This is a genomic window from Fredinandcohnia quinoae (genome assembly GCF_022427965.1).
In the GTDB taxonomy this organism is placed as follows: domain Bacteria; phylum Bacillota; class Bacilli; order Bacillales; family Bacillaceae_L; genus Ferdinandcohnia; species Ferdinandcohnia quinoae.
Genome location: NZ_JAKTTI010000002.1, coordinates 48726 through 64966, shown reverse-complemented (window position 1 = coordinate 64966; position 16241 = coordinate 48726). Strand labels below are relative to the sequence as shown.

At 35.7% G+C, this 16241-nt stretch carries 15 protein-coding genes and 1 riboswitch; of the genes, 13 read left to right on the top strand and 2 right to left on the bottom strand.

Going from position 1 to position 16241, the window contains the following annotated elements:
• The first annotated feature begins 135 nt into the window (after positions 1-135).
• The 11 genes from adhP (at position 136) to MJG50_RS02135 (ending at position 12492) form a co-directional block, all read left to right on the top strand.
• A complete protein-coding gene (gene adhP, locus MJG50_RS02185) occupies positions 136-1158 on the top strand; it encodes an alcohol dehydrogenase AdhP (RefSeq protein ID WP_240252377.1) in 1023 nt (340 codons plus the stop codon).
• Positions 1159-1277: 119 nt separating this feature from the next.
• Complete coding sequence (locus tag MJG50_RS02180) at positions 1278-3116, top strand: glycoside hydrolase family 2 protein (protein WP_240252376.1); 1839 nt, start codon at positions 1278-1280, stop codon at positions 3114-3116.
• A 45-nt stretch (positions 3117-3161) separates the two neighbouring features.
• Entirely contained in the window at positions 3162-4442 is a 1281-nt protein-coding gene (locus MJG50_RS02175) for an MFS transporter (RefSeq protein WP_240252375.1), read from the top strand.
• A gap of 18 nt (positions 4443-4460) precedes the next feature.
• Positions 4461-5480: a DUF2804 domain-containing protein gene (locus MJG50_RS02170; protein ID WP_240252374.1), complete on the top strand. Its 1020-nt coding sequence runs from the start codon at positions 4461-4463 to the stop codon at positions 5478-5480.
• 31 nt (positions 5481-5511) lie between these two features.
• On the top strand, positions 5512-6582 hold the full coding sequence (locus MJG50_RS02165) for a branched-chain amino acid aminotransferase (RefSeq protein ID WP_240252373.1): 1071 nt from the start codon (positions 5512-5514) through the stop codon (positions 6580-6582).
• Positions 6583-6689: 107 nt separating this feature from the next.
• A complete protein-coding gene (locus tag MJG50_RS02160; protein WP_275695463.1) occupies positions 6690-7421 on the top strand; it encodes an ABC transporter ATP-binding protein in 732 nt (243 codons plus the stop codon).
• Positions 7418-8179, top strand: a complete 762-nt coding sequence (locus MJG50_RS02155) for an ABC transporter permease (RefSeq protein WP_240252372.1) — start codon at positions 7418-7420, stop codon at positions 8177-8179. The genes MJG50_RS02160 and MJG50_RS02155 overlap by 4 nt, the downstream gene beginning before the upstream one ends.
• A 385-nt stretch (positions 8180-8564) precedes the next feature.
• Positions 8565-9710 (top strand): L,D-transpeptidase family protein, encoded by a 1146-nt coding sequence (locus tag MJG50_RS02150; protein ID WP_240252371.1) that lies wholly within the window; start codon positions 8565-8567, stop codon positions 9708-9710.
• Positions 9711-9792: 82 nt separating this feature from the next.
• A riboswitch (Lysine riboswitch) is annotated at positions 9793-9973 on the top strand.
• Between the two features lie 125 nt (positions 9974-10098).
• Positions 10099-10953 (top strand): transporter substrate-binding domain-containing protein, encoded by an 855-nt coding sequence (locus MJG50_RS02145; protein ID WP_240252370.1) that lies wholly within the window; start codon positions 10099-10101, stop codon positions 10951-10953.
• Positions 10954-10994: 41 nt separating this feature from the next.
• Entirely contained in the window at positions 10995-11741 is a 747-nt protein-coding gene (locus MJG50_RS02140; protein ID WP_240252369.1) for an amino acid ABC transporter permease, read from the top strand.
• A gap of 16 nt (positions 11742-11757) precedes the next feature.
• On the top strand, positions 11758-12492 hold the full coding sequence (locus MJG50_RS02135; protein WP_240252368.1) for an amino acid ABC transporter ATP-binding protein: 735 nt from the start codon (positions 11758-11760) through the stop codon (positions 12490-12492).
• Between the two features lie 33 nt (positions 12493-12525).
• On the opposite strand, the gene MJG50_RS02130 is transcribed toward MJG50_RS02135, so the two are convergent.
• Together MJG50_RS02130 and MJG50_RS02125 are read right to left on the bottom strand one after the other, a co-directional pair.
• On the bottom strand, positions 12526-12813 hold the full coding sequence (locus MJG50_RS02130; RefSeq protein ID WP_240252367.1) for a YxcD family protein: 288 nt from the start codon (positions 12811-12813) through the stop codon (positions 12526-12528).
• Complete coding sequence (locus MJG50_RS02125; RefSeq protein WP_240252366.1) at positions 12801-13253, bottom strand: hypothetical protein; 453 nt, start codon at positions 13251-13253, stop codon at positions 12801-12803. The genes MJG50_RS02130 and MJG50_RS02125 overlap by 13 nt, the downstream gene beginning before the upstream one ends.
• 275 nt (positions 13254-13528) lie before the next feature.
• Between MJG50_RS02125 and MJG50_RS02120 the strand changes: the two genes are divergently transcribed.
• Complete coding sequence (locus tag MJG50_RS02120) at positions 13529-15058, top strand: DHA2 family efflux MFS transporter permease subunit (protein ID WP_240252365.1); 1530 nt, start codon at positions 13529-13531, stop codon at positions 15056-15058.
• 194 nt (positions 15059-15252) lie between these two features.
• Positions 15253-16194, top strand: a complete 942-nt coding sequence (gene cyoE, locus MJG50_RS02115; protein ID WP_275695462.1) for a heme o synthase — start codon at positions 15253-15255, stop codon at positions 16192-16194.
• The last annotated feature ends 47 nt before the right edge of the window (positions 16195-16241 follow it).

Below are 16241 nucleotides of genomic sequence, written 5' to 3'. Positions count from 1 at the left end.
TAGTAGTTAACAAATTTGTTATATTTAAAAACAAAATTTATGACAATTAAATGAACCAGATTGTTTTTATAAGTATAGGAGAATATAATCAAATTGTGAAATACTTCACAAACAAATATCAGAGGAGGATTTATCATGAAAGCTGCAGTAGTTAGTTCAAAAAATCCCGGAAAAGTAGATATTGTAGAAGTAGAATTGCCAAAATTAAAATCAGGTCAAGCTTTAGTTGACGTAGAATATTGTGGTGTTTGTCATACCGATTTGCATGTTGCAAAGGGTGACTTTGGTCCTGTACCTGGTCGAATTCCTGGTCATGAAGGAATTGGAATTGTGAGAGAAATTGCTGAAGATGTAACAAGTTTAAAAGTTGGGGATCGTGTAAGTATAGCGTGGTTTTTTGAAGGTTGTGGAACGTGTGAATATTGTTTAACTGGTAGAGAAACATTTTGCAGAAATGTTAAAAATGCAGGCTTTTCTGTTGATGGTGCAATGGCTGAACAGTGTATCGTAGCAGCAGACTATGCGGTTAAAGTACCAGAAGGATTAGATCCTGCCCAAGCAAGTAGTATTACGTGTGCTGGTGTAACCTGTTATAAGGCGATAAAAGTATCTGATATTAAGCCAGGACAATGGATTGCAATCTATGGCTGTGGTGGATTAGGAAATCTAGCCATTCAATATGCAAAAAATGTATTTAATGCGAAGGTTATTGCTATCGATATTAATAATGATAAATTGGAACTTGCGAAGGAGGTTGGTGCGGATCTTGTATGTAATCCATTAACTGACGGGGATGCAGGTGAATGGATTCAAGAAAAAGTTGGTGGAGCACATGCTGCGGTTGTAACTGCTGTTTCAAAGATAGCCTTCAATCAAGCAGTTAACTCTGTTCGTGCAACATCTAAAGTTGTTGCGGTTGGATTACCACCTGAAACAATGGACTTAGAGATTATTAAGACAGTGTTGGACGGAATTCAAGTTGTTGGATCTCTTGTTGGTACTCGAAAAGATTTAGAAGAAGCATTTCAATTCGGTGCTGAAGGTAAGGTAGTTCCAATTGTCGAAACAAGATGCTTACATGAGGTGAATGATATTTTTGAAGAGATGGAAGCAGGAAAAATACAAGGTCGAATGGTAGTTGATATGCATAAATATTAGAAATGGTGAAATGGGAAAAGAGCTTGTCCTCTTTTCCTATTATTTTTCTTTTGTGAGTCAGAATATACTGAAATTAGTCGAAAAGTGCTATAATAAATTAAGTTTAGAGGAGGCTTGCTATGATATCTAAAAATAAGATGGAGTGGAAGCCAGTTGAGGGAGGCTTAATGACTAGATGGGCAAAAGAAGTGAAGCCAGCCTCAGCATTACCGGAGTATCCACGCCCTCAGATGGTGAGAGAAAATTGGTTAAATTTGAATGGTTTATGGGAATATGCGATTAGAGAGGAAGCTGTGAATGAGGTTCAAGAGTATGATGGAGAAATTCTAGTCCCATTCCCTGTCGAATCAAGTCTCTCAGGGGTAAAAAAACCTTTGAAACCAAATGAAAAACTATGGTATCGAAAAACATTTCAAATACCAAATGAATGGAAGAATCAGAAACTACTTTTACATTTTGGGGCAGTAGATTGGAAAGCAGAAGTATGGATTAATAAGCATAAGGTGGGGGAGCATACAGGAGGTTATTATCCATTTTCTTTTGAAATAACTGAATATTCCATCGAGTGTGAAAATGAAATTATTATAAGTGTCTGGGATCCAACTGATTCGAATGGTCATGAAAGAGGGAAACAAACGCTACATCCAAAAGGTTTATTTTATACCGCAGTATCGGGAATCTGGCAAACGATTTGGATTGAACCAGTTCCAAAGCAATACATAAAATCGATTCGTATGACTCCAAATATTGATGAAAGTGAACTTCTCTTACACGTAGAGATTGAAGGGAAAATACATAATCTCGAAATTGAGGCAATTGTTTTTGAGGATGGTAATAAACTAGTAATAGAAAAAGGAAGTCATACTGATAACATAAACTTAAAAATTCCAAATCCAAAATTTTGGAGTCCGGATACACCATACCTCTATGATATAGCTGTTCAATTAGTTGGAAATGGACTAATTATTGACGAAGTAAAAAGCTATTTTGGAATGCGTAAATTTAGTGTTGAAAGAGATTCGGCAGGAGTGAAACGTTTATTTTTAAATAATAACCCATTGTTTCAGAATGGAATTCTAGACCAAGGCTACTGGCCTGATGGGTTATACACAGCTCCAACAGATGAAGCACTTAAGTTTGATGTAGAAATTGCGAAAAAGCTTGGTTTTAACATGATTCGTAAGCATATTAAAGTTGAGCCTGCAAGATGGTACTACCACTGTGACCGTCTTGGAATAATTGTATGGCAGGATATGATTAATGGCGGTGGTGGTTGGAATCATCTTCATCATTTTATCTTACCGAATCTTTTTAGGAGTCTTAAAGTTAAAGATGATAAATATAAAGCACTTGGAAGGGTGCAGAAAGAAAATCGTGATAATTTCAAAAAGGAATTAAAAGAAATGATTGATGCGCTCTATAATGTTCCGAGTATCGGGATGTGGGTTCCATTTAATGAAGCCTGGGGGCAATTTGATGCTGCTGAAATCGCAGATTGGGTTAGAAATTATGACCCATCTCGATGTGTGGATCATGCAAGTGGTTGGCATGACCAACGGATTGGTGACATCAAGAGTATACACATCTATTTCCGAAAGTTAACAATGCCTCGCCATATAAATGATCGTTCAGTCGTTATATCCGAATATGGTGGTTATAGCTACCATGAAAAAGACCATGTATGGGATGAAGAAAGAAGTTTTGGTTATCGAAAGTTTAAGACAAAACCTACATTATTTGCTGCATATAAATCCTTGATTGATTATCAGTTAAAGCCATTGATATATCAAGGTGTTTCAGCTGCTGTGTACACCCAACTTACAGATGTTGAGGAAGAGGTAAATGGCTTACTTACATATGATAGGGAAATCATCAAAATGGACGTAGATTTAATGAATGATTTGAATCAATCCTGCATTGATTCAAAAATAAATAGTCTACCCTCTTTTGAAAAATAGATTTATAGAAAAGTAATTCATATTTGAGGGGAGATATGAGTAAGTATGCAAAATCAAATATCGAGGAAAGATTGGACGTTAATTTGGGTTCTCGGGATGGCTGGACAAATATGCTGGAACATTGAAAACTCATGGTTTAACACTTTTGTATACGACAAAATCGCAAAAGATCCTTCAATTATTTCTTGGATGGTTGGTATTACCGCTATCGTATCAACATTGACTACTTTTATCATTGGCACCTGGAGTGATCGGATTGGAAGGAGAAAGCCATTTATAGCAATCGGGTTTATTTGTTGGGGGATTTTTACAATTGCCTTCGGTGCAACGGAATTTCTTCCTAAAGATCCGTTGATTGTGGCGATCGTGTTTATTGTGGCAGCCGATGCAGTGATGAGTTTCTTCGGTTCAACTGGATATGATGCAGGGTATAACCCATGGACAACTGATATTTCGAATCCTAGTAATCGAGGCAAACTTGGTGGAGCATTTGCAGCAATGCCGGTTCTTGCTACTATTTTTGGAGCAGTCGTATCTGGAATAATCGTTGATCGTTTTGACTTTTTTCCATTCTTTATCGTTATGGGAACTATCGTATCTTTAGTGGGTGTTTTAACACTGTTCACCTTGAATGATCATCCAAACCTTAAGGCAAGGAAAAATAAACATGGTTACTGGCATCAATTTGCTGAGGTTTTTAATATTAAAACGGTTCTTGAGAATAAAGAACTATTTTGGGTCTTTATCATTAATTGTGTATATTTTATCGGATTCAATGTATATTTTCCTTATATAACAATCTATTTAAATAATTATCTTAATATGAGTTATTCAGTGTCTGGTGCTCTGCAGGGAATTGGTCTTGTTGCAGCAATCTTCTTAACAATTCCTGTAGCCAAATCTATTAATAAAGGGAAAACAACTCCTATTATTTTGTTTGCAGTAATAGCAAATATTATTGGTCTACTTCTTATTGCCACCTCATCAAATTTAGTCATTTTATTAATAGGTATTTTCGGAGCTGGAGTTGGCTACGTCTTAATGATTCAGACGATAACTGCCTGGGTGAAGAACTTATTTCCTGAACAACAAAGAGGACAGTTTGAAGGAGTTAAAATGGTTTTTGCGGTGTGCTTGCCGATGGTCATTGGCCCTCTAATTTCGAATATAGTTATTAATCGATATGGGATTCACATGGTTATAGATGGTGTATCTGGTATGGTTCCTAACGAATCATTATTTTTAGTTTCTGCAGTAATAACATTATTTACATTATTACCACTTATTCCTGCTAATAAATATACAAAAGCTCGAATTACTCATTAAGAGAGGGGAAGTGGGAGTATGATTCAAAAAGAGATACATGAACCAGGTAATTTACTTAGTAATGAAGGGACCCTATTACAAAGGGGATACTCTAAAAAAGGTGTATTAACGTATAACCGAGAAAAAATTAAAGCACCACCTTGGCGAGTTAAAGAATGGGACTTCTATCAAATATCAAATGATAAGGTTTGCTTACAACTAACAATTGGACATGTTTCATATGCTGGTAGCATTTCTGCTAATTTATTTGAGTTTGAGACAGGGAAAAAATATAGCATAACAAAAATGCTAGCCTTACCATTTAACCGGCTACATATGCCCCAATCTGCCGAACAGGGAGATTTAATGTTTCATAGAAAAGACTTCATTATGAAATTTGAAGTTTTTAATGGAAGCCGTAGACTACAAGTAAAATCAAGTGGGGAAAAAGCACAGAAGATGAATATTGATATTACTTTAGAACAACCTGATTTATCCTCTCTAGTAATTGCAACACCATTTGATGAGGATCCGTCTTACTTTTACTATAATCATAAAATTAATTGTATGCCTGCTAGAGGTATTGCTAGAATTGATGATAAGGAATATATCTTTGATTCTAGTACATCTTTTGGGTTACTTGACTGGGGCAGAGGTGTATGGCCATTTCAACATAACTGGTATTGGGGGAATGGGAGCTGTCTTGTAGACGGTAAACGATTTGGATTCAATATTGGCTATGGATTTGGAAATACAGAGGCTGCAACTGAGAACATGCTGTTTTATGACGGAACGGCTCATAAAATTAATCAAGTATACTTCAATCTTTCTGAGAACGGGTACATGGCAAAGAAATATTTTTCGAGTGATGATGGAAGGTTTGAAATGGAGTTTACACCTATTTACGACAACTATACAGAAACAAAGCTCCTCTGGGTAAATAACCGGTGCCATCAGGTATTCGGTAGATTTAATGGACAGGTAATTTTAGATGATGGAAAAATAATCGAGATAAAAGATATGGTTGCTTTTTGTGAGCATGCAATCAATCGATGGTAAGGCAACATTAAAAAAGATAGGGGAAAAGACCATGAAGGAACTCAATATTGATATTACATTATGTACGACAATGAAGAAAAAACCGGCATTTGATAGACTCGAATTTGGAAGAAACTTCACAGATCATATGTTTATTTGGAATTATTCAGTTGAAAAAGGCTGGCATGATCCTAGAATTGTACCATATCAACCAATTACTCTAGATCCTGCAGCAACCGTTTTTCATTATGGGCAGTCAGTATTTGAAGGCTTAAAGGCATACCATACTAAAAATGAGCAAATTTTATTATTCCGTCCTGATCAAAATATGAAAAGATTGAATCGATCAAATGACCGTTTGTGTATGCCACAAATTGATGAGGAATTAGCTCTAAGTGCTTTGCAACAATTAGTCTCACTTGAGAGAGAATGGATTCCAACGGAAGAAGGGACTTCCCTTTATATTCGACCTTATATGATTGCCACTGAACCATATCTAGGAGTTTCACCATCTAAAGCCTATCAATTTATGATTATTCTATCTCCAGTAGGTGCATACTATAAGGAAGGTATTAATCCAGTAAAAATCGCAGTCGAAAATGATTATGTTCGTGCTGTTGCTGGTGGAACTGGGAACGCAAAAACCGCCGGTAACTATGCAGGTAGTTTAAAAGCTTCTGAGATTGCTGAGCAAAATGGATATTCTCAAGTACTTTGGTTGGATGGGAAAGAAAAGAAATACATTGAAGAGGTTGGAAGTATGAACATCTTCTTCAAAATAAATGGTGAAATCATTACGCCAGAATTAAATGGAAGTATTCTAGAAGGTATTACTAGAAAGTCAATCATTGAATTGCTAGAACATTGGGATATACGTGTTGTGGAAAGAAAAATTACAATGGATGAAATCAGGCAGGCATCTATTGACGGTCATCTTGAAGAGGCATTCGGTACAGGAACAGCCGCTGTCATCTCACCGATTGGTGAATTCTTATGGAAAAACGAGAAGTTAATAATTAACGATGGCAAGATCGGCCGATTATCAAAAAAACTATATGATACATTAACCGGGATACAATATGGAAACATAACAGATCCATTTGGCTGGACTTTAAAACTGTAGGATTTATCTGTTCAAAAAGTAGTAGGAACTTATTTGAGTTGCCTACTACTTTTTTTGCTAAAATATAAATAGTTTTCAATGTCTCTAGTCAATAAGGATGTGATCGTTTGGTTTCTAGCTTCAAAACAGCAATTCAGTTAAATCAAGTAAATTATTTTAGTGGGGATGTACATATTTTAAAGAATATTACAGGTTCCTTTTATGCAGGTGAGATTACTACCCTGGTGGGGCCATCGGGCGCTGGAAAGACAACATTACTTAAACTATGTAATGGGCTGCTTTCTTATCAATCTGGAGAAATTTATATTAAAGATAAGCGAATTAATGAGTATGAACCTGTGGAATTACGAAGATCTGTTGGAATTGCTCTTCAAAGTGCACCAATGATTAGTGGCAGTGTACTGGATAATTTAGAGCTTCCATTAGTGCTTCAAGGGAAAAAATTATCCACACAGAATGCAAAGGAATTATTAAATGATGTCGGCTTATCAGGGGAATTTCTGAAAAGGAATAGTAAAGAATTGTCAGGCGGACAGCGGCAAAAGGTATCGATAGCAAGGACACTAGTGAATCGACCGAGAATATTACTGCTTGATGAAATTACCTCTGCACTGGATCGCGTATCTCAAGCAGAGATTGAAGCTTTAATTGTTAAAATTAATCGTAAGTATGGTGTAGCGATTATATGGATTACTCATAATTTACAACAAGCTCTCAATATTGGTGCGTATACTTGGGTGATGATGGATGGAACAGTTGTAGAGGTAGGAGAAAGTAATTTGCTACTTTCACCTAAAAATGAGAGAGTGAGGAAATTTGTAAAGGGGCAATTAGGATGAGTACGGCAGCATTATCTATTTCATTAATTTTCGTTCTTATTCCAATTCTACTGTCTAAAACTTTTAAGCTTGGGCTTGAAAAGGACACAGTAATCGCGGTGATACGCTCGATTATCCAATTATTTGTTGTTGGGTACTTGCTGAAATTTGTATTCGAATCAGAAAGCATAATCTATATTTTTCTAATGGTGACAGTGATGATCGGTGCAGCTACTCAAAATGCACGGAAAAAAGGGGCATCGATAAAAGGGATCACCTGGAAGATTGCTGTTACATTCATCCTGATAGAAGTTCTAACTCAAGGTGTGTTACTTGGCTTCAAAATTACCCCACCTACTGCTCAATATATTATACCATTAAGTGGAATGGTTCTGGGAAACTCCATGGTCCTTGCGATACTATTTCTTAATCGATTTATTGCAGAGACAGAAGCGCATCAAGATCAGACTGAGCTTATTCTCTCCCTTGGAGGAACTCCAAAACAAGCAATACATACACAATTAATAACTTCAATTAAGGCAAGCATGATACCGACAATTGAAAGCCAGAAAACGATTGGGCTTGTCCAGTTGCCAGGAATGATGAGTGGTCAAATCATTGCAGGAGCAAACCCAATCCAAGCAGTACAATTTCAACTGCTTATTCTATTTCTATTATTAACAACTGCAGCTGTTACTAGCATTATGCTAGGTTTTTTATCGTACCCTAGTCTATTCAATCGACGTATGCAATTACAAAAAATGAAACATTTAACGTGATAGCTTGGGCTGGAATAAAAATAGCAAATTGGGAAACTCGTTCAAACAGCCTAGTCATCTTATTCAATGTAGAATTAAATATAACAAAAGTGGGGAGAGAGACCTGTCCCCATATATCCAGGTGTACCTAACAGTAAGTTTTCATATGGGACCTGCTGCCTGTCCATCCTTTTTCTTTAGTACGTTTTTGTTGATAGGGAGCAAAGGAATAGGCACATATAGGTAATTATGGTTTGGCTTTAATGAAAGCAATACTGCTTAATGGATATTAAGAAGTATTTTTCAATTTCATTGGTCCTATTTTTGTCATTATTTGTATATTCGGCTCGAAATATGCGCTATACTTGGTGTGCTTTTGCATATCGATTGTGTAGGGGGAAGATTGATGTCGAATGGAAGTAATGACCAAAATAAATTCATATCACGTGCTTATCGGCACAAAAGAAGAAAGAAAAAACTTCGATTTTCCGTAATGTTAATTACGAGTCTATTAATTATTGCAAGTTTAATGGTACTTGTTCCTATTTTTTATTCAGAGAGTAAACCTAATGACATACATGTGATGAGCAATAAGGAACCTCTGGAATTAAAGCGTGTGGAACATAAAGAAAAAGTAAAAGGTGAGAATCAAAAAATTGTACAAATCGAACAAAAGGAAGAAATCTCCTCCATTAATAACATTGAGGATAAGGAGATAGTAGAAACTAAAATAAATATAGTCGAAAAGGTAAAAGCCGAAAATGCCATTATACATAAAGTAAAACCAGGGGAAACCCTATATAGTATCACAATGATCTATTTTTCAAATAGTAACCAGCAAAAAAAACTAGCTAGTATAAATGGTTTGAAAAATCCCGAAAAGGAATTAAAAGCTGGAATGAAGCTTACGATTCCTAATCCTGATTTTATGTTTTTTCATCATGTAAAAAAGGGAGAAACATTAATCAGTATTAGTAAAAAATATTATGGGACTTCTGATTATATTCGATCTTTAGCTAGTTTTAATGGGATTAAGGATTTGAATAATGTTAAATTCGGTACTAAGCTTCGAATTCCCAACCCTGCTTCATTACTAAAAAATGAAGAACTCCCTAAGCAAGAGCGGGAAACACAAGTAGTGGGGGAAAATGCAACGGGGAAAAAAGAAGTTAACATCGTTATTAATAAAAAGACAAATCAACTTATTGTCTATAAAGATAATAAAATGATAAAAACCTTCTCAGTAGGGACAGGTAAAAATGCTTCAACAACCCCAGAAGGAAGTTTTAAAATAGTTAATAAGATTAAAAACCCGTGGTACAGTACGAAAGGTATTCCAGGGGGAGATCCAAAAAATCCATTAGGTAGTCGGTGGCTTGGTCTTAATGTACCTGGTACGGGTGGAACTAAATATGGAATCCATGGAACAAATGATCCATCCTCTATCGGGAAACATATTAGTTTAGGCTGCATTCGGATGCATAACGCAGATGTTGAATGGTTATACAATAATATTACCTTACAAACTACGGTTTCAATTGTGAGCCATTAACAGAGGAGATTTTTACCAAGTTGACATCATAAAAATGATATTGTAATATTTTAATATAATTTAATAAGACCTCACTTTTAGCAAGTGAGGTAGAGGCGCGATATTTAACAGTCCTTAGTGGAGCTTGAGAAGCAGTGATGCTAGGGAGAAGGGAATGTCGCCGAAGTTAGTAATATTCTCAGTATTACTTGCTGGGTCTGTAGTTAAGAGCTGCAGAACTGTCTCAATAAACACCCGGTTTATTGAGTTGTGCTATCTCATTTTGGGAAAAGAAGAGGGATTTAGGGCATCTATACATACATAGACCTGAGTTCATCTCAGGTCTATTTTTTATTGTATAATTTGCCTGATTATTCTAGCAAAATAAATAAAAGGGAGAGAAATTATGATGAGAAAGAACGTAACAATATTTTTAGCATTGTCACTATCAGTTATTATTCTATTAGCAGGTTGTGGTACAAAGGGGGCGAATGATGCAGGGACATCTGGAGCATCTGAAAAGCCTGAGAAAGAAACTTTTACTGTAGGTCTTGAAGCTGGTTATGCTCCATTTAACTGGACTCAAATGGATGATTCAAATGGTGCTGTAAAAATAGATGGCAACGCAGAATATGCAGGTGGTTATGATGTGGAAATTGCGAAGAGAATTGCGGATGGATTAGGGAAAGAATTAGTTATTGTGAAGACTGAATGGGATGGGCTTGTACCGTCATTAACTTCAGGTAAAATTGATGCTATTATCGCTGGTATGTCACCAACAGAAAAGCGTAAAAAGACAATTGATTTCTCCGATAATTACTATAAATCTAATCTAGTCATGGTTGTTAAAAAAGGTGGAAATTATGATAATGCAACTTCAATCCAAGATTTCAAAGGAGCAAAAATTACTGCTCAATTAAACACTTTTCACTATACAGTTATCGACCAAATTAATGATGTTGAAAAACAGACAGCAATGGATAATTTCCCTGCAATGAGAGTTGCGCTTGAATCAGGAGTTATTGATGGATATGTCTCTGAACGACCAGAAGGTGTTAGTGCTTCAGCGGCAAATGATAACTTTGCAATGGTTGAATTTACAGATGGATTCGAAACATCAGATGATGATACCGCAATCGCAGTAGGTATTGAAAAAGGAAGCAAGCTAACAGAAAAAATAAATGAGATCTTAGCTGGAATTTCGGAAGAAGAACGTACAGAAATCATGGATAATGCCATTAAAAATCAACCTGCAGCAAACTAAAGAAAAGAGCTAGACAGCTTAGACAATAAGGAGGAACGACGATGAGCTTAGAATGGATACTAACAATACTCTCAGAAAACTGGCCAATGTTCCTTCGTGGTGCAGGTGTAACACTTTTAATTGCTCTAGTAGGAACCATTATTGGCGCACTTATTGGATTAATAATCGGAGTGATTCGTACTATACCCGTGCCAGAACGTGGTTTGAAAAAAGTGATTCTTAAACTGGTTAATGCCATTCTTACTATTTATATTGAATTTTTCCGCGGTACCCCGATGATCGTACAAGCAATGGTTATTTTTTATGGTTCAGCACTAGCGTTTGGTTTTGATATGGACAGACTTTATGCAGCTATCTTTATTGTATCTGTCAATACTGGGGCATATATGGCTGAATATGTTCGTGGTGGAGTTGTCTCAATTGACAAGGGGCAATTTGAAGCTGCACAAGCAATTGGAATGAATCATTTTCAAACAATGTTTCATGTTGTATTACCACAGGTGATTCGAAATATTTTACCAGCTACTAGTAACCAACTGATCATAAATATAAAAGACACCTCAGTCTTAAATGTAATTTCTGTTACGGAACTATATTTCCAAACAAAATCAATCGCAGGAAATAATTATCGATATTTTGAATCGTTTTTTATCGCATGTATGATTTATTTAATAATGACAATATCAGTCTCCTTTATTTTAAGATATCTTGAAAGAAAGTTAGATGGGCCAGATCATTACACGATGATTAACAATTCCTCTGAAGTAAAAACAGGAGAAGGAAAATAGAAGGGAGAGATAGAGTGTGGAAAAAGTCATCGAGATTCAACATTTAAGTAAATCCTTTGGAACACATGAAGTATTAACGGACATCGACTTTTCCGTTAACAAGGGTGAAGTCGTCTCTATCATTGGATCCTCTGGTTCGGGAAAATCAACCCTTCTTCGTTGTGTAAATCTATTAGAAAAACCTACTGGTGGCCAAATCATTTATAATGGAGAAAATATTTTAGATGATCATCATGATCATAACGAGTACAGGATAAAATTAGGAATGGTATTTCAACAATTTAATCTTTTCAATAATCATGATGTATTAGGAAACTGTGTAATCGGACAAACAAAAGTGTTAAAACGTACAAAAGCGGAAGCAGAAAAAATAGCATTGAAATATTTAAATGTTGTTGGAATGGATCAATATATTCATGCAAAACCAAGACATTTATCTGGTGGTCAAAAGCAACGTGTTGCAATCGCCAGAGCGCTTTCGATGGAGCCTGACGTAATGTTATTTGATGAACCAACTTCCGCCCTTGATCCTGAAATGGTAGGAGAAGTTCTAACAATTATGAAGGAGCTTGCAGAATCAGGGCTTACGATGCTAATCGTTACACATGAAATGGAATTTGCCAAAGATGTTTCAGATAGAGTTGTCTTTATGGACCAAGGGATAATTGCAGAAGAAGGCACCCCTGAACAAATATTCAATCATCCAAAAGAGGTTAGGACAAGAGAGTTCTTGAGACGTACATTAAAATAAAAAGTGGGAAAAGGGGCTTGTCCCCTTTTCCCACTAATTAATTTCAGCAATTATTCCTTCTTCGTCATCGAGTACGAGCTTGATGCCTGCATAAGGATCTCTATTTAAATATTCTTCAAGCCAAAGTCTTAACGCTTCGATGATATTTGCTGTAATGAGGACTTGCTTCCGTCCATCAACGTATGCTTCGGCTGAAAAGCCATAATCATCATCATACATCAGCTCGACCTCTACTTCTTCAGGCTTAATTTGCTTCTTACGAGAAATATAGACGCAAATGGCATTAATAATATCCTGTTCAGGTATAATTAACTTCTCCACGGTTTCATATCCTCTTTTTTACGTTTTCTTCTAAAGAATGATAGGATCGAAAGAAGGATATTAATTACAATAACAATTGCTAAAATATTTATAACTAGACCTAGAATAGATCCTAAAGCACCCATGTTAGCGAAAATGCCACCAAATAATAAGCCGGCAAGACCACCAATCATCAAGCCTTTCATTAAACTTCCACCAGAGAAAAATCCTCGTTTTTTATTAGTAGTAGTGGTTGATTTACTTGTTTTAGTAGAATCTGTCTTTTTATTTTGGAACAATGAGTTATTATTCTTTTGGGTATTTGTATTACTATTAAATCCTCTTTTTCCTGATTTATACGATTTCGCCTCAACCGTTGTTGAATGGTCTTGAAATACATAGTTTCCTACAGGTGAAAATATAAGTGCTGCTGTAAGTAAAACTGCTGCTATTTTTTTCATGATGTTCCCTCCAAAAATGAATGTTTAAAAACTATTATACTATAATGGTTAGAAATTATCCTCGAATCTATTTACGATGAAAGATAACATAAGTTTCATTTTTTTTCGTTGGTAAAATAAACCATGGGGTTAATATTTCACTTTTGAAGAAAAATATTAGTAAAATGTTCACTGTTTCAGAGGTTACATATAAATTGCTAAAATTGATTTGGTGGTATAAGATATGTTGAATAGAAGTATAAAATAATGGACTACTAGTACAAAGGGGAGAAATAATGAATCAATCACTTACTACATCTAATCGTCCACCATATGGAATACTTACAATTATGATGATCGGTGCATTTATTTCATTTTTAAATAACACACTTTTAAATATCGCATTGCCGTCTATAATGGCTGACTTAAAGGTTGAAGCTTCAACAGTTCAGTGGCTTACAACAGGATATATGCTAGTAAATGGGGTATTAATTCCAACTACTGCATTTCTAATTCAAAAATATTCTGTTAGACGACTATTCATATCCGCAATCGCGCTTTTTACAATCGGTACAGTATTAGCGGGATTTGCACATGTATTCCCAATGTTGCTTGCGGGACGAATGATTCAAGCTTCAGGTTCTGCGATAATGATGCCGTTATTAATGAATGTTATGCTCGTTGCCTTCCCGATTGAAAAAAGGGGAGCGGCAATGGGAGTATTCGGTCTAATTTTAATGTTTGCTCCAGCAATTGGACCAACATTGTCAGGTTGGATTATTGAACATTATGACTGGAGGATGCTTTTCCACTTTATTACACCAATCGCTGTCGTTGTACTGCTATTAGGTATTTTCTTGCTTAAAGATAAGAAGGAGAAAGTGGATATGACAATGGATTTCCTATCATTAATCTTATCGAGTGTAGGATTTGGTGGAATCCTCTATGGATTTAGCTCTGCTGGTAAAAAAGGCTGGGACAGTCCATATGTATATGGCACCATTGCCATTGGAGTTATAGCATTAGTAGTGTTAATTATGCGCCAATCAAAAATTGAACGACCATTTCTTCACTTTGGAATCTTTAAATATCCAATGTTTGCTTTATCATCAACGATCACCATGGTCGTAAATATGGCAATGTTCTCAGGGATGCTGTTACTTCCTATTTATGTTCAGGATTTGCGTGGGATTTCTCCAATGGATGCGGGTCTGATGATGCTTCCAGGTGCTATTTTAATGGCATTCATGTCACCAATTACTGGGAAGTTATTTGATAAGTTTGGTGGACGCATTTTAGCGATTATTGGGCTAACCATTACATGTGTTACAACTTATTATTTTAGTAAATTAACATTTGAGACAACTTACACACATTTAATTATTTTGTACTCAGTCCGAATGTTCGGAATGTCCATGGTAATGATGCCTGTTTCAACAAATGGTTTAAACCAATTACCGGCAAAATATTACCCAGATGGCACAGCGATGAACAATACTTTGAATCAAGTTGCTGGTGCTGTGGGTACTGCCCTATTAGTAACCATTATGTCAAATCGGGCTGCATCTGCTGCTGTCGATTTAGCAGCAGAAGCTAAGAAAAAATTAACTGCACCACCTTCAGAAGAAGCAATTGCCGCGATGGAAAAACAAATTGAGGCAAGTGCAATGCTAGAGGGAATTAATTTTACTTTTGTAGTTGCAACGTTTATTATTGCTGTGGCAATTGTGTTATCATTCTTTATCAAGCGAGCAACTCCGGCAGAGGATAAAATGAACAATAAGCCTGAGGAAAATAAAGTTGTTCCTAAATTAGCCGAGAATTAACTGTTGGGGGAAAGAGGCATCAAAGATGTTTTCTTTCCTCTTTTTTTAATTTGTGTCTAAATTATGTATAAGATTAGTTAGTATTTTAATGGTAATAGGTAAGAAAGTTTATTTTTAATGAATAGAAATGATATATTTATATGTAGTAAGACAAATGTGTTTTGTTGCAACGTTTTTTTGGAGGTGAATTGTAGATGAGTAAAGAGGGTATAACTTCTCTACAAAATGTAGGGAAAGCTACTATGTCAAAAGAGTACAAAACCTCTACCTTGATCTCGGATTTAAAGTTACTTTTTAAAGCAAATGTTCTAATTGCCAATGTATTGCCTGTATTTACAGGATTTTGGTTAGCATTATATTTTAGCGATATGTCCTTAATGGATAATATGGGTTTATTTTTGCTAACAATGATAGGGAGTACATTTGTAATGGCTGGTGCTCTTATCATAAATAATTGGTATGACGTTGATATTGATACAATTATGGATCGCACGAAAAATCGACCAACTGTAACCGGAAATATATCACTCAAAACTGTATTAACAATGGGAATCAGTTTCTCGATAATTGGTTTTATTCTTTTGTTTTTTACAACATTGGAATCGACTATTTACGCCTTCATTGGCTGGTTCACTTATGTTGTGCTATATACAATGTGGTCAAAACGAAGATATACATTGAATACAGTTATTGGAAGTGTGTCTGGTGCAGTTTCACCTTTAATCGGGTGGACGGCTATTACATCTGGCAATCATATTGTTCCGATTATATTATTTCTAATCTTATTTATTTTTCAGATGCCCCACACATTCGCAATTGCGATGAGGAAATATCATGAATACAAAGCAGCAGGGGTAAAAATGCTCCCTGTCGTGTACGGGTTTAAAATGGCAAAGCGGCAAATTGCAGTGTATGTGGCATGCTTGCTTCCATTACCTTTCTTTTTAGGTTCACTGGGTACGACCTTTATCGTGCTTGCCACATTACTTAATCTTGGCTGGTTGGCATTAAGTATAAGTGGATTTTTTACAAAGGACGATCAGAAATGGGCACGTATTTCGTTTGTTTATTCGGTGAATTATATCGCATTATTATTCTTATTGATGGTAATCGTTACATTACCGATTTTTAGTTAGGAATTAAGCCTTATCCATTTTGTGATAAGGCTATTTTTTATTAGTAG